Here is an 18,792-nt window from a genome sequence, read left to right as displayed (position 1 = left end):
AAACAACACGCAGCTTAATCCGCATTATCCACCGTCCATCTTAATACTGTTGATCTAACCTACGCATAAACGGCATCCAAGGCCGCGCGTTCGAGAAGCGTTGAGCCACGCACATTTTTCTTCTGCATACCGAACTTTCCTAAAGATCATCCTTTCGTCAATCTATCAGGTAGCTCCCGATCCCCTCCGCCCCCTCGCGAAGGCCCGCGCCGTCGCGCGAGCCCCCGCGTTCCCGCCTCAAGCCTTGGCCGGCTGGATCAGACTCCCGCACGTCCCCGCCTGCGGATCGCCGGCCGGCAGTTTCCCGCACACGCCCTCGAACTGCCGCACCACCGCCTTCACGGTCGACTCGTGCGCCCCGCCCTTGTTCCAGCGCACCAGCTGCGCCACCACCGTCGTCAACGCGCGGCGATTCGCGCCGTAGAACGCGTTGCGGGTCTGCGCGACCTGCGTGAGCAGGCTGTTCGCGATGCCCTGGATCCGCGCGGTATCGTCCGGCGCCAGCTCCACCGCGTTCGTGAAGTACTTCGCGCCCCAGCGCAGCCGCGTCGCCGGCCCGCTCGCCGCGTTGTACGCCTTCTCGTACCAGTCGAGCGCAGCCGTCTTGTCGCCGCGCGCCTTCGCGTTCGCGGCCAGCCCCGACATGAAGTAATACGGCGTCGCCGAGCGCGGCAGCTCCGCCTTCAGCAGCGCATCCGATGCATCGAGCAGGCCCGCGTCGGTCAGCGTGTCGGCGGCCGTGCTGATCACCGCCGCCCGCTCGTAGACGTTGGTGGTCGCCTTGTCCGCCGCCGCGACCTGCGTGCGCACCGTGTCGAGCAGCGGTTTCGCGAGCGGGCCCTTCGGCGTGTCGAGACGCGCCAGCGCGACGCGCCCGTCGAGCGCCGCGAGCCGGTCGATCGGCGACAGCGAACGGTCGCCGTTCAACCGCACGAGCGCCGCATCGTAGGCGCCGGCGAGACGCGCGCGCGCCGCCGCGTCCCTGCCCGCCAGATAGCCGACGAGATCGGCGGGCGCCGTGACCAGCACGTCGAAATTGCTGCGGCTCTGCGCCGCGTCGCGCAATACGTCCTGCAACGCGGCCAGGCCCGCCGCCTTGTCGATCTCGCCCTGTTGCGCGCCCGCGCCGCTGCTCCCCGCCGCCGCCACGACCGCCTTCAGTTCCAGCCGCAGCGCCTCGCCGTTCGCGTGATCGGCCTTCGCGCGCTGCGCGAGCGTCTGCAGTGTCTGCGCGACGCGCTCGTTCGGCACCGGCAGGTCGCCGTCGGTATCCCACGAGTAGTCGGCCAACATCCGCCATTCGTCCGGCGTCAGCTTCGCGCCGTCCTTGAGCGCGTTCGCGAGCGTCTGCCGCACCGGATGGGCCGCGTTCATGCCGAGCGACAGCGCCTGCATGTAGCGTTCGAGATCGACCTCGCCCGGCAGGCGCGTGATCTCGGTGCCGTCCGGACGGAACAGGATCATGGTCGGATAGCCGCGCACCTTGAAGCGTTCGCCGAGCTTCTGCGCGCTTTCGTTGTCACCGTCGAGGTAGACCGGCACGAAGAACGACGAGCGGTCCTTGAATGCCTGCTGGCTGAAGATGGTCGCCTTCACCTGGTTGCACGAGGGGCACCACACCGCGCCCCAGTACAGCAGCAGCGGCTTGTTGGTCCGCTTCGCCTGCGCGAACGCGGCATCCACGTCGCCCTGCTGCCAGGCGATGCCGGGCGGCAGGTGGACCGGCGCGGGCGGCGTGTTGGCGGCCAGGCAGGCGCCCGCGACCGCAAACAACGCGGCCGCCGCCATGGTTCGAATCGTCGTGTTCATGGGTGTCCCTCGGAAGCGCCGACGCGTCGCCGGCCGCTGCGGCCCACGCGCGTCATGATCGATGAATGGGAATACGTATTAAATCAAATCGTCTGAAGTATAGATACGGTATCGCATAATCCAAGCGCGGGCGAGGCGGGGCAGCGCATCCGCCGCCCCGCCTCGCCCGCGCGTCGCGCACGGTTCGTCAGAACCGGTGACGGATGCCCACCACCGCGAGTTCCTGCGAATCCGTACCCGAATTCACGCCATACGAGCCGATCGACGCGGCCGCGTTGACCACCGTGCCGTTCGCGCCGAGCGTCCGGCCGCTGGCCTTCTGGTAGCCGAACAGCGCATACAGGTCGGTGCGCTTCGACAGCGAATAATCCGCGCCGAGGTTCACCTGGTTGTAGTGCGCGGACGTCTGGCCCGACAGCGCCGTGTAGTTGTAGCCGATCCCCGCGCGCACCGCCGGCGAGAACTGGTAGTCGAGGAACGCCGAGCCGCTGTTGAACTTCGCGGTCTGGGTGAACGCCGACAGCGAATCCGCGCCGTACTGCGTGTTCGAATACGCGACCCCGAAGGTGGCCGACCCCAGCACGTACTGGGCCGCCGCGCGCACGATCTGGATCGACTTCGCGCTCGAGAAGCCCTGGTTGATCACCGTGTTGAACAGCGTGTCCGAGCTGCTGTTCCAGCTGCGCACGCCGCTCGTGGCCGTATTGCCGCCGTTCGCGTAGAAGAAGCCCGCGCCGAGCGACAGCGGCCCGGTCGCGTAGCTCGCCGCGAAGCTGTAGGTGCGGCCGTTGCCCGCCGCGCCCGCCACGCCGCCGAAGCCGTACAGCGCCTCGACCTGGAAGCCCGCGTACAGCGGGCTCACGTACTTGATCGAATTGCTGACGCGCAGGCTGTTGTCGTAGTTGTCGAGATCGCCCGGCGTCGCGAACACGCCGCCGTAGTAGTTGTCCGCGGTGAGGCCCTGCACGAGATCGACGATCGGATCGTACTGGCGGCCGAGCGTCACGGTGCCCCAGGCGGTGCTCGACAGCCCGACCACCGACTTGCGGCCGAACTCGCGCTGCCCCTGGTTCGCCACCCCGGTGCCGATATTGAAGCCGTTCTCGAGCTGGAACAGCGCCGACAGCCCGCCGCCCAGATCCTCGCTGCCCTTCAGGCCCCAGCGGCTGCCCGACAGATTGCCGCTGCTGAACTTGACGAGCGACGACTGATTCTTGCCCGCGCCGTCCTGCGCGTTGTGCACGTAGGCAATGCCCGCGTCGACGATGCCGTACAGCGTGACGCTGCTCTGTGCGTGGGCGGCGGTGGCGACCAAGGCGCTGGCGGGCAGCGCGAGCAGGGCGAGGCGCGTGGTGTGCTTCATGAAATGGCTTCCTGTTGTTGATTGTTTCTCCAGACCGGCTGCCACGATACGGGGCCGCCGGCCGGCAGGAAACCAATTAATTCTGAGATGGTTATGAAGCGTCCGTTCCGTTGGGCGTCGGCGCGTCGGGCGGCGGAACGTTCGTGCGTTCGACGAAGCGCGGCGCCGCGCGCCACTGCGTCGCCTGCTCGAACGCATGGCCGAGCGCGAGCAGGCGCGCCTCGCTCCACGGCGCGCCGACGAACGACACGCCGACGGGCAGGCCGCGCACCAGCCCGGCCGGCACCGTCAGGTGCGGATAGCCGGCGACCGCGGCCGGCGTCGAGAAGCCGTCGCCCGCGGCGTCGCCGTTGATCAGGTCGATCAGCCAGGCGGTGCCGCCCGTGGGCGCGACGAGCGCGTCGAGGCGATGCGCGCGCAGCACCCGCGCGAGCCCCGCGTCGCGCGCGCGGCGGCAGGCGCGCAGCGCGCGCCGGTACGCGGGGCTGTCGAGGCCGCCCGCGGCCTGGGTCTGCAACAGCAGTTCCTGCGCGAAGTACGGCATTTCCTTCGCGCGCTGCGCGTAGTTGAATTCGATCACGTCCGCCACGTTGCGCACGGACGCGTGCGGCGCGAACTGCGCGAGCCACTGCGGCAGGCCATGACGGAACTCGTGCAGCAGCACGACCAGTTCGTCGCCCTGGTAGTCGGGCTTCGGCAGATCGACGGGATCGATCACGACCGCGCCGAGCCGCGACATCACCGCGATCGACTGCTCGATGCGGGCGTCGACTTCGTCATGGCCGGTGAAGTACGCGCGCGCGACGCCGATCCGCGCGCCGCGCAGCGCGTCGGGATGCAAGGCGCCGACGTAGTCGACGGGCGCGAACGCGGATGCGCCCGCGCGCCGCGCCGCCGGATCGCGCGCGTCGCGCCCGGCCAGCACCGACAGCAGCAGCGCCGCGTCGGCGACCGTGCGCGCGATCGGCCCGGCCGTATCCTGGCTCGCCGAGATCGGGATGATGCCGTCGCGGCTCACGAGCCCGACGGTCGGCTTGAGCCCGACCACGCCGTTGATCGACGCGGGCGACACGATCGAGCCGTCGGTTTCCGTGCCCACCGCCATCGCGACGAACTGCGCGGCGACCGCCGCGGCCGAGCCGGAGCTGGAGCCGCTCGTCGTGCGGTCGAGCGCGTGCGGGTTCAGCGACAGTCCGCCGCGCCCGCTCCAGCCGCTCGTCGAGCGGGTCGAACGGAAGTTCGCCCACTCGCTCAGGTTGGTCTTGCCGGTGATCACCGCGCCCGCGCGCCGCAGGCGCTCGACCAGGAACGCGTCGCGCGTGGCCGACACGCCGTCGAGCGCGAGCGAGCCGGCCGTCGTCGCCATCCGGTCGCCGGTCGCGATGTTGTCCTTGAGCGCGACCGTGACGCCGTGCAGCGGCCCGCGCACCCGGCCCGCGTCGCGTTCCGCGTCGAGCGCGGCGGCGATCGACGCGGCGTCCGGATTGAGTTCGATGAAGCTGCGCAGGCGCGGGCCGCCGCGATCGAGCGTCTCGATCCGCTCCCGTTCGTGCTGCACGGCCCACGCGGCCCCGGACGCGCCCGGCCCCGGCGACAATTCGCTCGCGCGGCCCGGCAGCGGGCGCTCGGCCGCCGCGCGGGCCGAAGCGGCGCCCCATGCCGAACTCAATGCGCCCAGCGCGGCCAGGAAGCGGCGTCGTTCCATCCTTGTGTTCTCCAGTCGAGGGACTTCGGCAGGGCGCGCGCCGCGCGCCCGTCCATCAGGCATCAGGCATCAGGCGCCGCGCGCCTCGCGCAGCGCGGCCGCCTGCGCATCGTACATGTCGCGCAGGCCCGCATCCTCCCAGCCGGCCGCGATCGCCTCCGCCTGCTCGAACGCGCGCGCGCCCGCCTCGGGTTCGCCGAGCCCGTGGCGCGCGTGCGCGATCTCCACCAGCAGGAACGCGCGATCGATTTCCGCGTGACCGTCCTCGAGCAGCCCCGCGCCGCGCTCCGCCGCCGCGAGCGCATCCGTATGCCGGCCGAGCGCGCGGTGCGCACGCGCGCACAGGTAGTCGCCGCGCGCCGCGTTCAGCGGCGTGCCGGCCCGCGCCCACAGCGCCCGGCTCGTTTCCGCGCCGCGCCGGATCGCGTCGCGCACCGTGGCGTGCGCGAACGGCGGGCCGCCGTCGGCATCGAGCAAGGCCGACACCGCGTTGTTGAAGCCGGACGCGAGCATCGTGTCGGCCGGCCCGGCGGGCGGCAGCGGATCAAGCTGGTCGAGCGCGGTCAGGAGGCTCGCCGCGCAGTGCTCGGCGCGGCCGCCGGGCAGCGCGTGCGCGGCCGTCGCGACCCGCACCGCCGCGCCCGCGAGCGCCGCCGACACGCCGTCGCGCTGCATCCGGTGTTCGAGGTAATGCGCCTGGGCCGGATCCCCGGCCAGCGACGCCGCGACCGCGCCGTTGCGCAGCACCGCGAGCGGCGGCGCGTCGTCCGTCAGCAGTTGGCGCTGGAAGCGCAGCGCGTCGTCCCAGCGCTTGAAATGCTCGCCGATCACATGATTCGCGAGCCAGCCCGCGCGCGCCTGGAAGCGCGTCTCGACGCCGTGTTCGAGCACGGCCCACAGCCGCGCTTCCGCCTCGGCGGGAGCGCTGTCGTGCAGCGCCATGATGGCGTTGATTTCCTGGTCCACATCCATTCGTCATGCTCCCCGACGGTGATGCGATAGGCCGCGACGGCCCGTTCGCGGCCGCGTCGCGCGGCCGCACCTGAACTGCGGGACGGACGACCCTCAGTCGCCCGCCGCCTGCCCGCCGCCCGCGCCGGCGGACACCTGTGTCTCGTCGTGCGCCGCGCCGCGCCGGCGGCGGCCGGCGCGCAGCGACGCCACCACATAGAACGCGATGGGCGCGAACACGAGCCCGAACACGGTGGCCGCGAGCACCCCGCCGAACGCGCCGGTGCCGATCGAGCGGCGGCTCTCCGCGCCGCCGCCCGTCGCGAGCACGAGCGGCACCACGCCCAGCAGGAACGCCATCGACGTCATCACGATCGGCCGGAAACGCCCCGCCGCCGCCTCGATCACCGCCTGCTGCAGCGCCATGCCGCGCGCATGCAGGTCGCGCGCGAACTGCACGATCAGGATGGCGTTCTTCGCGGACAGCCCGATCACCGTGATCATCCCCACCTTGAAGTAGATGTCGTTCGGCAGCCCGCGCAGCAGCGCGGCCGCGATCGCGCCGATCACCCCGAGCGGCACGATCACGAGCACCGACAGCGGAATCGTCCAGCTCTCGTACAGCGCCGCGAGCGCCATGAACACCGCGAGCACCGACAGGCCGATCAGCAGCGGCGTCTGCTTCGCCGCGATGGTTTCCTCGCGCGCCGCATCCACCCAATCATAGGAGATTCCGGTCGGCAAGCCAGCCGCGAGCCGCTCCATCTCGGCCATCGCCGCGCCCGAGCTGTAGCCGTTCGCCGGCCGCCCGTTCAGGTCGAGCGACGGATAGCCGTTGTAGCGGTTCAGCGCGACGGGGCCGACGCTCCAGTGCGGCGTCGCGATCGCCGCGAGCGGCACCATGTCGCCGTTGCGGTTCGGCACCGTCATCGCCATCAGCTGCGCGTCGGTCATGCGCGTCGCCGCGTCGGCCTCGATGATCACGCGCCGCATCCGCCCCTTGGTCGGGAAGTCGTCCACGTAGTTCGAGCCGAAGGTGCCGCCCAGCAGCGCCGCGATCTTGTCGAACGACACGCCGAGCGCATAGGCCTTCTCGCGGTCGATTTCGAGCATCACGCGCGGCGCGTCCGGCAGATCCTCGAAGTGCACGGACGCGAGCGCCGGGTCGGCCCGCGCACGATCGGCGAGCCGCGCGCGCGCGTCCTTCAGCGCGGCGATGCCGAGCCCGCCGCGGTCTTCCAGCCGGAACGTGAAGCCGTCCGAGTGGCCGATGCCCGGCACCGACGGCGGCAGCGACGCCTCGACCTGCCCTTCGAGGATCGAGGCGAAGCGCTCGTTGAGGCGATCGCGCAGCGTGACCGCGTCGACGCTGCGCGTGCTCCAGTCCTTCAGCTCGACGAACGCCATGCCGACGTTCTGCCCGCTACCGGCGAAGCTCCAGCCGATCACCGTGGTCACGTTGGCGATGCCCGGCTGCGCATGCAGCAGGGTCTCGACCCGCTGCATCACGGCCATCGTGCGGTCCTGCGTCGCGCCGGCCGGCAACTGCACCATCACCTGCAGCTGGCCCTGGTCCTCGGTCGGCAGGAAGCCGCCCGGCAGCGCCCAGTACATGATCGCGCCCACGCCGAGCAGGGCCGCGTAGATGCCGAGCACCGGCCCGACGCGCCGCACCGTGCGCGTGGTGAGCCGCCGATAGCCGTCGGACGCGCGCGTGAAGCCGTTCGCGAACCATTCCGCCCAGCGCGCGCCGAACTCCCGCCGGCCCGCGCGCGGCGCGTGCGCGTCGGCCATCGGCTTGAGCAGGTTCGCGCACAGCGCGGGAGTGAGCGACAGCGCCATGAACGACGACACCAGCATCGACGCGATCATCGCCACCGAGAACTGCCGGTAGATGCCGCCGACCCCGCCCGGGAAGAACGCCATCGGCACGAACACCGCGGTCAGCACCGCGGTCACGCCGACGATCGCGCCGCCGATGCGCTTCATCGCGCGCCGGGTCGCCTCGCGCGGCGGCAGGCCTTCATCCTCCATCACGCGGTGCACGGCCTCGACCACCACGATCGCGTCGTCGACCAGGATCCCGATCGCGAGCACGAGGCCGAACATCGTGAACACGTTGATCGACAGCCCGAACATCCACATCGCGACGAACGCGCCCATCAGCGTGACCGGGATCACGACGGTCGGCACGAGCGTGTAGCGCAGGTCGCGCAGGAACAGCCACATCACGCAGAACACCAGCACGACCGCCTCGCACAGCGTCAGCACGACCTCCTCGATCGCGATCTTGACGAAGTGCGCGCCGTCGAACGGAATCTCGACCGCGACGCCGGACGGCAGCGTCTTCGACTGCTCCGCGAGCCGCGCGCGGATCGCATTCGAGGTTTCGAGCGCGTTGCCGCGCGGCCCGAGCTGGATCCCGACGGTCGCGGCCGGCTTGCCGTTCAGGCGCGACCAGAACGTATAGTCGTCGCGGCCCAGCTCCACGCGCGCGACGTCGCGCAGCCGCACCGACGCGCCGTCGGGCTTCGACTTCAGGACGATCGAGCCGAACTCCTCGGGCGACACCAACTGGCCCTTCACGATCACCGACGCGGTCAGCTGCTGGCCGCCGACGGTCGGGGCATCGCCGAGCGCGCCCGCCGTGACGGCCGCGTTCTGCGCGGAGACCGCGTTGATCACGTCGTCGGCGCCGAGGTTGTACTGGCGCAGCTTGACGGGATCGAGCCAGATCCGCAGCGCCTGGTCGGCGTCCCACAGCTGCGCGGCGCCGACGCCGGGCGCGCGCTTCAATTCGCGCAGCACGTAGCGGCTCAGGTAGTCGCTCAGCTGCACCGAATCGCGCGTGCCGTCGGTCGAGCGCAGCGCGACCAGCATCAGGAAGGTGTTGGCGGCCTTGAACACGCCGATGCCCTGCTGCACCACCTGCTGCGGCAGCCGCGACTCGATCTGCTTGAGGCGGTTCTGCACGTCGACGAGCGCGATGTCGGGATTGGTGCCCGGCGCGAAGGTCACGTCGATCTCCAGCTCGCCGTGGCCGCCGCTGCCCGTCGTGTAGTAGAGCATCCCGTCCGCGCCGTCGAGGCTTTCCTCGATGATGCTGGCGACGTCGGAATCGATCGTCTCGGTCGACGCGCCCGGATAGTTGGCGTTGATGATCACGCGCGGCGGCGCGAGGCGCGGATACTGCGCGATCGGCAGCTGCGGGATCGCGAGCATGCCGGCGAGCACGATCGCGAGCGCGACGATCCAGGCGAACACCGGCCGGTCGATGAAGAAGGAAGGCATGGGCGGCTCCGCTCAGGCGCGCGCGAGCGCGGGGGCGTCGACGAAGCGCGCCATGTGCAGCACGTCCGCCAGCTCGCCGTCGCGCACCGCGTAGGCGCGCGAGCGGCCTTCCTCGACGAAGCCGAAGCGGCGATACAGCGCGATCGCGCGCGCGTTGGCGACGAACACCGTCAATTCGAGCCGGCGCAGGCCGAGCACGTGGTCGGCGTGGGCGACGAGCGCCGCCAGCAGCGCCGCGCCGACGCCGCGCCCCGCGTAGGCGTCGTGCACGCCGAGGCCGAGCGGCGCGCTGTGCGAGCGGCGCGGCGGCGCGACGTCGAAGCCGCCATGACCGACCACCCGCCCGCCGACGAGCGCGCACAGCTCGACGCCCTCCGCGCGCCGCGCGCTCAGCCGCGCGAGCCAGGCGTCGACCGCCTCGCGGCCGCGAAACGGCAACGCGAGCGTCTCGCGCAGCACGCCCGGTTGATTGCGAATCTCCGCGATCGCCGCCGCGTCGCCCGCCTCGAGCGCGCGGATCGTCACGTCGCCGGGCAAGGCCGGGACGCCAGCATCATGTGTCATGTGTCGTGTGTTCCGCCGCGACGGGCATCGGCGCGCGCAGGCGCGCCATCAGACAACCGTCGACCAGTCCCTCGTCGCGCAGCGCGAAACCGCGCTGGCGCACCTCCATCTCGAAGCCGGCCGAGCACAACAGCGCGCTCGCCGCTTCGTTGTCTGCATACAGTGTGGCTTCGAGCCGCCGCAGGCCGAGCCAGCGATCGGCGAGATCGAGCATCGCCAGCAGCAGCGCGCGGCCGATGCCCCGCCGCTGCCAGTCGTCGTGCACGACGAGCGAAAGCGACGCGACGTGCGCGCGCCGATAGCGCCCCGGCGTCAGCTCCGCCCAGCCGACCAGCGTGTCGCCGACCCACGCGGCCAGCAAGTGCCGGCTCAGCACCGCCACTTCGAGCCACGCGCGGCACGCGTCAAGCGTCAGGTGCGGCGCGCGCGGTTCCCAGTACGCCAGCGCGGGCCGCTGCGCGAGCGCATGCAGCGCCGCCGCGTCGTCGAGCGACAGCGGCCGCAGCGCCAGCCCGGCGAACGGCGCGGCGGCGGCGGCGCGGTCGACGCTCATCCGGCTGCCTCTCTACAAGGTCAGCTCAAAACCACGCGCAAGCAGGCCCGGCAGGCACAGCCCGCCCGTCGCGCGTTCGCCCCAGGTGTTTTCGTCCAGCAACAGCTCGGGCTTCTCGCCCAACTGCTCCAGTTCCTCGCCGAACAGCCGGTACAGGCTGTCGTCGAAACGCATGGCGTCGATGGGCGCGACGATCCGGCCGTGCTCGACCCAGAACGTCGCGAAGCGCGTCATGCCGGTCAGCCGGCAGTTCATCCGGTCCGAGAAATTCACGTACCAGAGATTGCCGATGTACAGCCCGGTGTCGAGCGTCGCGAGCACGTCGGCGTCCGCGAGCGCGCCGCCCGCCATCGTGAGCGACACCGGCGCCTCGGGCTCCTCCGCGCCGTTCGGGGTCAGCCCGTGCTCGCGCGCGGTACGCGCGCTCGTGAGCCGGCCCACGCTGCGCCCGCCCGCGACGAGCGGCACGTTGTCGCGCACGTAGCCGTCGGCGTTGAACGCCGGGGCGATGCCGAGCGTCAGGTCCTCGGTGAAGGCGATGCGCGGATCGAATGCGGCGTCGCCGGCATGCAGCCGGTGCAGCGGGCTGCGCGCGCTCGCGTGCGTGCGCGCCGAAAACCCGTCCTCGGCCATCACGTCCACCAGCTGTTCGAGCGCGGTCGGTTCGAAATAGGTGCGATAGCGGCCCGGCGCGAGCGTCTTCGGCGCGAGCCGCAAGGTCGGCAGCCGCGCCGCGGCCGCCTCGACCCGGCGCGCGAATTCCGCGTCGCGCCAGTCGTCGCCCGTGTAGCGCGTGCGGATCGCGCGGCCGCTCGGGTCGTACAGCGACCAGCTGAAATCGAAATTGGTGACCGCGTACCAGCCGCGGCTGCCGCGCGTCGACGCAAAACCGCGCGACAAGGTGCCGCCCGCGTAGAAGCCGACGAAGTCGAGCCCCCGCGCGCACTCGGCCACCGTGCGCGCGAGCGCGGCCGCCTCGGGCAGCCGGCCGTCGCGGCGGGTTTCGCGTTGCCAGGACGTCGTGTCGAACAGCAGGTGCGGATCGTCGGGCGCGTCGCGCAGGCTGTCGCGCAGCGTGGTCAGCGCGTCCGCGAGTGCGGCGCGATCGGCATCCGCATCGCCGCAGATGGTCAGCGACAGCGACGCCTGCCGCGCGCCGTCGATCAGGCGCACGCCCAGCTTGCCCTGCACGACCTGACCGGTCTGGCGGATGCGCCCGCCGTTGAAGCGGACGAAGTCCGATTGCTCGGCCGCGAGCGTGAGCAGCACGGTCTCGTCGCCGCGCGCCACGCGTGCCGCGTCGTCCGCGAGCCGGCCGAAATGCGCGTGCCAGCCGATGCCGCCCGCCGCGCCGTCGAGGTCGATGACGCTCATCACGCGCCTCCGAACACGTCGACGTCGGCGAACACGCATGCGGGCAACGCATGGCCGACGCGGATCACCTGCGTGGGTTCGCCCTTGCCGCAGTACGGCGTGCCGTACACGCCGCGGGTCGACGCATCGCCGACCGCGCGCAGGCTGCGCCAGAAGCTCGCGGAAATGCCGCGGTAGTTCGGCTGCTTGACCACCTGTGTCAGGCGGCCGTTCTCGATCAGTTGGCCGAATTCACAGCCGAACTGGAATTTGTTGCGATGGTCGTCGATCGACCACGAATTATTGGTGCGCATCAGGATGCCGTTCTCGATCCCCGCGATCAGCTGGTCGAGCGAATGCATGCCGGGTTCGATGTTCAGGTTCGCCATCCGGTCGATCGGCGGCCGGTTCCAGTTCGAGGCGCGCGAATTCGCCACGCCCGCGAGCCCCGCGCGCTGCTGCGACAGCGCGCCGCCGAGCGGACGCTCCAGCACGCCGTCGCGGATCAGGTGCTGCCGGGTGGCCGCGCTGCCGTCGTCGTCGAAGGCGTACGACGCCGCCTCGCCCGGCACGCCCGGATCGAAGGTCACGTTCAGGAGCGCCGAGCCGTATTGATAATGACCGAACATCTCCGGCTTCACGAAGCTCCAGCCCGCGAAGTTGCGCTCGTCGCCGAGGATCCGGTCCAGCTCCAGCGGATGACCGATCGACTCGTGGATCTGCAGCATCATCTGGTCCGGCATCAGCAGCAGGTCGCGCTTGCCCGACGGACAATTCGGCGCGGCGAGCAGCCGCAGCGCCTCGTCGGCGATGCGCGCGCCCGCGCCGTCGAACTGGTGGCGCGCGAGCACGTCGAGCCCACCCTGCGTGAGCGTGCCGTACGCGCCGAGCGTGCGGATCTGGGTGTCGCCGTCCGCATGCGCGGTGGCGCTCAGCTGCGGCATCAGGAAGCGGAAGCGCTGCGCGATCCGCACCCCGTCGCTCGTCAGGTACAGCTGGTCCGCATGCGCGACCTGCACGCTCGCCGTGCGCTCGACGATGCGCGCGTCGACGGCCGCCGCCGCGCATTCGTGCGCAAGCCGCTCGATCCATTCGCGACGGGTCGGCAAGGCTTCGTCGAGATCCGGCGAAGCGTAGTGGCCACTCACCTCAGGACGTGCGATCGCACGATGATCGATCAGCGACAGCGCGGCGCTCGCCTTCGCGCGCGCGGTCGCGACGTCGAGCGCGGCCTGCAGGCCGGCGGGCGACAGGTTCACGGTGGCCGCGTAGCCGGCGCCCGCGCCGGCCCAGGCGATCAGCATCGCGCCGCGATCGCGCACGCTCGACAGCGGCAGCGCGACGTCGTTGCGCACCGCGTGTTCGTCGATCTGCTCGTCCACGATGCGCAGCGACCAGAAATCGGCCTCGCTGCGCAACCCGCGGGCCGCGTCGGCCCACCGCTCATCGATCATCGGCTCTTCTCGGGCAGCGCGCCGTCCGGCGCCATCATCGACGACGCCAGCAGCGACTGAGTATAGGGATGCGACGGCGCATGCAGCACATCGAGCGTGTCACCCTGCTCGACTACACGCCCCGCTTTCATCACGATCACCCGGTGCGCCATGGCGCGCATGACCGCGAGATCGTGGGTAATGAACAAGTAGCTGAGTTTGTACTTTTTCTGGAGATTCGTCAGCAGGTTCAACACCTGTTTTTGTATAGAAACGTCGAGCGCGCTGGTCGGCTCGTCGAGCACCAGCAGCTCGGGTTCGACCGCCAGCGCACGCGCGATCGCGATGCGCTGGCGCTGGCCACCCGAGAACTCGTGCGGATAGCGCAGCATCGATTCGGCCGGCATCCCGACTTCCTCCAGCAGCCCGGCGATCCGCGCGCGCCGCGCGGGCCCGGCGATCTCCGGCCGATGCACGGCCAGCCCCTCGCCGATGATCTGCTCGATCGTCATGCGCGGCGACAGCGAACCGAAAGGATCCTGGAACACCACCTGCATGCGCGCATACAGCTTGCGGCGTTCGTCGGTCGAACGCAGCGATGCGAGCGGCAGCCCGCCGATCTCGATGCTGCCGGACGCCGGGCGCTGCAGCCCGAGCACCGCCGACGCCAGCGTCGACTTGCCGGAGCCCGACTCGCCGACGATCCCGAGCGTCTCGCCGCGCCGCAGGCTCAGCGCGACCTCGTGCACCGCGCGGAACGCCGTGCGGCCGAACAGCGAGCGCAGGCCCTTCGCCGGCACCCGGTAGTCGATCGCGAGATCCTTCACGTCGACGATCTTGCCCGCGTCGGCCGCCACCGGTTCGATCGCGCGCTGCGGCTCGCTGTCGAGCAGCCGCTGGGTGTACGGGTGCTGCGGATTGCCGAACAGCGCGTCGGTCGTGTTGGTCTCGACCAGCACGCCCTTCTCCATGACCGCGACCCGCTGCGCGAAGCGCCGCACCAGGTTCAGGTCGTGCGTGATCAGCAGCACGGCCATGCCGCGCTCGGCCGCCTCCTGCTCTTGCAGTTCGATCAGCAGGTCGACGATCTGCTGGCGCACCGTCACGTCGAGCGCGGTGGTCGGCTCGTCCGCGAGCAGGAGACGCGGCCGGCACGCGAGCGCCATCGCGATCATCGCGCGCTGCCGCTGGCCGCCCGAGAGCTGGTGCGGGAAGCTGTCGATGCGCCGCTCCGGCTCGGGAATCCCGGTCCGGCGCAGCAGCTCGATGCCGCGCTCGCGCGCGGCGCCCGGGCGCAGGCCCTCGTGCAGCCGCAGGCTTTCCGCGATCTGCTTGCCGATGGTGTACAGCGGGTTGAGCGCCGTCATCGGCTCCTGGAACACCATCGCGATGTCCTTGCCGCGAATCCCGCGCATCTGCTGCTCGGTCTTCTTGAGGAGGTCCTCGCCGTTGAACAGCATGCGGCCCGACAGCTGCGCCTGGGCGACGAGCCGCAGGATCGACAGCGCGGTCACGCTCTTGCCCGAGCCCGATTCGCCCACCAGCGCGACGCGTTCGCCGCGCGCGACCGACAGGCTCAGTTCCTGCACGGCGACTTTCTCGCCGAATCGCACCGAGAAGCGGTCGATTTCCAACAACGGTGCCGCCATCACTTGCCTCCGCCGAATGCCGAGCCGCGCGAGCGGGTGTCGAGCGCGTTGCGCAGCGCATCGCCCATGAAGGTCAGCAGCAGCAGCGTGATCACCAGCGCCGAGAATGCCGACACCGAGATCCACCACGCGTCGAGATTGTTCTTGCCCTCCTGTAAAAGCTCACCGAGGCTCGGGGTCGGCGGCGGCACGCCGAGGCCGAGGAAGTCGAGGCTCGTCAGCGACAGGATCGCCGCGCTCATGCGGAACGGCAGGAAGGTGATCACGGGCGTCAGGCTGTTCGGCAGCACGTGGCGCCACATGATCTGCCAGTTCGACAGCCCCATGGTGCGCGCGGCCTTCACGTAGTCGAGCGAGCGGTTGCGCAGGAACTCGGCGCGCACGTAGTCGGACAGCACGAGCCAGCCGAACATCGACAGCAGGATGAACAGCAGCCACAGCGACGGATCGAAGATCGAGGCGAAGATGATCAGCAGGTACAGGTCCGGCATCGCGCTCCAGATCTCGATCAGGCGCTGGCCGATCAGGTCGGTGCGGCCGCCGTAGAAGCCCTGCACCGCGCCCGACAGCACGCCGAGCAGCACGCCCGACACGGTCAGCGCGAGCGACATCAGCACCGACAGCCGGAAGCCGTACAGCAGGCGCGCGAGCACGTCGCGGCCGAACTGGTCGGTGCCGAGCCAGTTGCTCGACGTCGGCGGCGCCGGATACGGATGCGACGCGAAATAGTCGATCGTGTCGTAGTGGTAGCGGCTCAGCGGATAGATCGCGAAGTTGCCGTTCGCCTCGAGCTTCGACTTGATGTACGGATCGAGGTAGTTGGTCTTCGCCGGGAAATCGCCGCCGAACAGCGTCTCCGGGTACTCCTTCACGATCGGGAAGTAGTAGTGCCCTTCGTAGCGCACCATGAGCGGCCGGTCGTTCGACAGCACCTCGGCGAACAGGCTGACCACGAACAGCGTCGCGAAGATCACGAGGCTCCAGTAGCCGAGCGGCTGGCTGCGAAAACGCAGCCAGGTGCGCCGCCAGGGCGACACGGACGCGGCGCAGGCCACGTTCGCCGGATCAGTGGTCCAGGCGGTTGAATTGGATGCGGGGGTCGACGAGGACATAGCAGACGTCAGCGATGAGTTTGGTAACGAGGCCGATCAGCGTGAACAGGAACAGCGAGCCGAGCACCACGGGGTAATCGCGGCGGATCACCGAGTCGTACGACAGCTGGCCCATCCCGTTCAGCGAGAACAGCGTTTCGATCAGCAGGTTGCCGTTCAGGAACGCGGCGACGAAGGCGGCGGGCAGCCCGGTCAGGAGCGGAATCGCCGCGTTGCGCAGCACGTGCTTCCACAGCACGTCGCGCTCGGGCGCGCCCTTGGCGCGGGCCGTCAGCACGTACTGGCGGCCAATCTCCTCGAGGAAAGTGTTCTTGGTCAGGATCGTGACGATCGCGAAGTTGCCGACCACCGATGCGGTGACGGGCAGCGCGATGTGCCACAGGTAATCGAGCGCCTTGCCGACGGTCGACAGGGAATCGAAGTTGTCGGAGGTGAGCCCGCGCATCGGGAACACCTGCCAGAAGGTGCCGCCGCCGAACAGCATCAGCAGCAGCACGCCGAGCACGAAGCCGGGAATCGCGTAGCCGCCGAGCACCAGCACGCTCGTCACCGTGTCGAAGCGCGAGCCGTTGCGCACCGCCTTGGCGATCCCCAGCGGCACCGAAACGAGGTAGGTGAGCAGCACCGTCCACAGCCCGAGCGTGATCGACACGGGCAGGCGCGAACGGATCACGTTCCACACGCTGTCGTGCGCGAAATACGACTGGCCGAGATCGAAGGTCGCGTAGCTCTTCACCATCATCAGATAGCGCGTGAGCGGCGGCTTGTCGAAGCCGAACTGTTTCTTGATCTGCTCGATCTGCTGCGGATCGACGCCCTGGCTGCCGTGATAGCCGCCCCCGCCGCCGCCCGTCTCGCCGCCGCGCGCCGCGCCGTGGCGCAGCTGGTTCATCACCTGCTCGACCGGACCGCCCGGCACGAACTGCGTGACGACGAAGGTGATGGTGATCACCCCGATCAGCGTCGGGATCATCAGCAGCAGGCGCCTCAAGATATATGCAAGCATGGTCTTACCTCGCTACGACGCCGCCCGGCTGCGCGCCGGCCGGCTTCTTCTGGTACCAGTAGTCGATGATCCAATCCTCGTACTGGTAGGTGGTCGGCACGACCTTCGGGAACCCGAGCGTGCTCTTGTAGCCGATCCGCGCGTTCGGCAGGTAGTACTGCGGCACGAGGATGTACATGTTGATCAGCACGCGGTCGAGCGCATGCATCGCGGTCTGCAGCTCGTCGAGCGTCTGCGCGGTCAGCGCGGCCTGGATCAGCGCGTCCACCGCCTTCGAGCGCACCCCCGGATAGTTTTCCGAACCCACCTGCGAGGCCGCCGCGCTGCCGAAGCGGCGCGTCAGCTCCACGCCCGGGATCGTCACCGGGTTGTAGATGAAGGTGGTCATGTCGTACTCGAAGTTGTCGAGCCGCTTCTGGTACAGCGCGCTGTCGATCTCGTGCATGCGGGCCTGGATCCCGAGCATGCCGAGCGCCTGGATGTACGGCAGGATCAGGCGGTCCATCCCGGGCTGGTTGTCGATGAACTCGATCGTCATCGCATTGCCGTCCTTGTCGCGCAGCGCGCCGTCGCGGTAGTGCCAGCCCGCCTGTTCGAGCAGGTCGCGCGCCTGGCGCAGGTTCGCGCGCAGCGAACCCGGCGGCAGCGTGCTCGGCTGCTGCACCATCGGCCCGAACACCTCGGGCGGCAGCTCCGCGCGGAACGGGTCCAGCAGCGCCAGTTCCTTGTCGCTCGGCACGCCGGTCGCCTTGAACGGGCTCGCGTCCCAGAAGCTGTTCGTGCGGCGGTACTGGCCGTAGAACATCATCCGGTTCATCCAATCGTAGTCGAACGCCAGCGCCAGTGCGTGACGCACGCGCACGTCCTTGAACATCGGCTTGCGCATGTTGATCAGGAAGCCCTGCATCTGCGCGGGGCCGTCCGGGAACAGACCCTTCTTCAGCAGCCCGTTGTTGAAGTTCTTGCCGACGTACTTGCGCGCCCACTGGGTCGAGCTGTATTCCATGCGCGCGTCGATATCGCCGGCCTTGAACGCTTCGAGCGCCGTGTACTGGTCGAGATACAGCTTGAACGACACCTTCTCGAAGCGGAACATGCCGCGCCGCGTCGGCAGGTTGGCGGCCCAGTAGTCGGGATTGCGCCGGTACAGGATCTGCTTGTCGTCCTTGCGTTCCGCGATCAGGTATGCGCCGCTCGCGATCGGCGGCACGTTCGCGATCTGGTCGAACGGCGGACGCTTGCCGTCCGGCCCCATGCCCCATTTGGGCGAGAACACCGGCAGGTCGCCCGCGATCAGCGGCGCGTCGCGTTCGGCCTGCTTGAAATCGAAACGGATCGTGAGCCGGTCGAGCACCACCGCGCGCTTGATCACCGCGAACTGCGCGCTGACGATCGGCGAGGCCTGCGGGCCCGACAGCGTGTCGTAGGAATACTTGACGTCGGCGGCCGTGATCGGATCGCCGTTCGAGAAGCGCGCGGCCGGATTGATGTGGAAGGTCGCCGAACTGTAGTCGGGGGCGACCTGCACGTCGTCGGCGATCAGCGCGTACTCGGAGGCCAGCTCGTCCCAGCTGCGCTGCATCAGCGTGTCGAACATCAGGTTCTTGATGTCCGGCGCGGCCGAGCCGCGCGTGATGAACGGATTCAGCGAATCGTAGCTCTGCGCCTGGTCGTAGTTCTCGAAGCTGAGCATGCCGTCGGTCGGCGCATCGGGCTCCGCGTAGTCGAAGTGCGTGAAATCGGGGGGATATTTGGGCTGATCGTATTGCGCGATCCCGGCGGCCGCGTGCGCGGCCAAGGGCGCGAGCCCGGCCGCCGCGAGCGCCGCGCACGCGACGGTCAGGATCCGGGCAATCCGCCGGGGCAGTCCGCCTGGCGCCGCCGTGGGCGCCGGTCGCGAAAGCGTCGGCAAACGCAACGTCACAAGTCTCATCTTCAGCCTGCGTAGGGACGCGCCGGCTTGTGGCCGGCGCTGGGTCAATCTGGTTCGCGGCGCCGGGCGG

General features: G+C 69.9%; 13 protein-coding genes. All 13 read right to left on the bottom strand.

The window, feature by feature from the left end; genetic code table 11:
• Positions 1-237: 237 nt before the first annotated feature.
• Positions 238-1,809 carry a thioredoxin family protein gene (locus Bsp3421_RS05065; RefSeq protein ID WP_273997235.1) on the bottom strand — a complete coding sequence of 524 codons (1,572 nt, stop codon included), beginning with the start codon at positions 1,807-1,809 and terminating at the stop codon, positions 238-240.
• A 187-nt stretch (positions 1,810-1,996) separates the two neighbouring features.
• Entirely contained in the window at positions 1,997-3,172 is a 1,176-nt protein-coding gene (locus tag Bsp3421_RS05060; RefSeq protein WP_273997234.1) for a porin, read from the bottom strand.
• A gap of 91 nt (positions 3,173-3,263) precedes the next feature.
• Positions 3,264-4,877 carry an amidase gene (locus Bsp3421_RS05055; protein WP_273997233.1) on the bottom strand — a complete coding sequence of 538 codons (1,614 nt, stop codon included), beginning with the start codon at positions 4,875-4,877 and terminating at the stop codon, positions 3,264-3,266.
• A 69-nt stretch (positions 4,878-4,946) separates the two neighbouring features.
• Positions 4,947-5,849: a hypothetical protein gene (locus Bsp3421_RS05050; protein ID WP_273997232.1), complete on the bottom strand. Its 903-nt coding sequence runs from the start codon at positions 5,847-5,849 to the stop codon at positions 4,947-4,949.
• A gap of 93 nt (positions 5,850-5,942) precedes the next feature.
• The gene (locus Bsp3421_RS05045) at positions 5,943-9,119 is read right to left on the bottom strand and encodes a multidrug efflux RND transporter permease subunit (protein ID WP_273997231.1); all 3,177 of its coding nucleotides are present in this window, start codon (positions 9,117-9,119) and stop codon (positions 5,943-5,945) included.
• Between the two features lie 12 nt (positions 9,120-9,131).
• Complete coding sequence (locus Bsp3421_RS05040) at positions 9,132-9,683, bottom strand: GNAT family N-acetyltransferase (protein WP_273997230.1); 552 nt, start codon at positions 9,681-9,683, stop codon at positions 9,132-9,134.
• Complete coding sequence (locus Bsp3421_RS05035) at positions 9,673-10,236, bottom strand: GNAT family N-acetyltransferase (RefSeq protein ID WP_273997229.1); 564 nt, start codon at positions 10,234-10,236, stop codon at positions 9,673-9,675. Before Bsp3421_RS05035 ends, Bsp3421_RS05040 begins: the two co-directional genes overlap by 11 nt.
• A 12-nt stretch (positions 10,237-10,248) precedes the next feature.
• The gene (locus Bsp3421_RS05030) at positions 10,249-11,610 is read right to left on the bottom strand and encodes a metallopeptidase TldD-related protein (protein WP_273997228.1); all 1,362 of its coding nucleotides are present in this window, start codon (positions 11,608-11,610) and stop codon (positions 10,249-10,251) included.
• Entirely contained in the window at positions 11,610-13,043 is a 1,434-nt protein-coding gene (locus Bsp3421_RS05025) for a TldD/PmbA family protein (RefSeq protein WP_273997227.1), read from the bottom strand. The genes Bsp3421_RS05030 and Bsp3421_RS05025 overlap by 1 nt, the downstream gene beginning before the upstream one ends.
• Positions 13,040-14,671, bottom strand: coding sequence for an ABC transporter ATP-binding protein (locus tag Bsp3421_RS05020; RefSeq protein WP_273997226.1), 1,632 nt, complete (start codon positions 14,669-14,671; stop codon positions 13,040-13,042). Before Bsp3421_RS05020 ends, Bsp3421_RS05025 begins: the two co-directional genes overlap by 4 nt.
• Entirely contained in the window at positions 14,671-15,783 is a 1,113-nt protein-coding gene (locus Bsp3421_RS05015) for an ABC transporter permease (protein WP_273997225.1), read from the bottom strand. The genes Bsp3421_RS05020 and Bsp3421_RS05015 overlap by 1 nt, the downstream gene beginning before the upstream one ends.
• A complete protein-coding gene (locus tag Bsp3421_RS05010; RefSeq protein WP_273997224.1) occupies positions 15,737-16,789 on the bottom strand; it encodes a microcin C ABC transporter permease YejB in 1,053 nt (350 codons plus the stop codon). The genes Bsp3421_RS05015 and Bsp3421_RS05010 overlap by 47 nt, the downstream gene beginning before the upstream one ends.
• A gap of 4 nt (positions 16,790-16,793) precedes the next feature.
• A complete protein-coding gene (locus tag Bsp3421_RS05005) occupies positions 16,794-18,722 on the bottom strand; it encodes an extracellular solute-binding protein (protein WP_273997223.1) in 1,929 nt (642 codons plus the stop codon).
• Positions 18,723-18,792: the final 70 nt, after the last annotated feature.

Source organism: Burkholderia sp. FERM BP-3421, assembly GCF_028657905.1.
Lineage (GTDB): Bacteria > Pseudomonadota > Gammaproteobacteria > Burkholderiales > Burkholderiaceae > Burkholderia.
The sequence above is the reverse complement of the archived record's forward strand: the minus strand, read 5'-3'. Positions and strand labels throughout refer to the sequence as shown.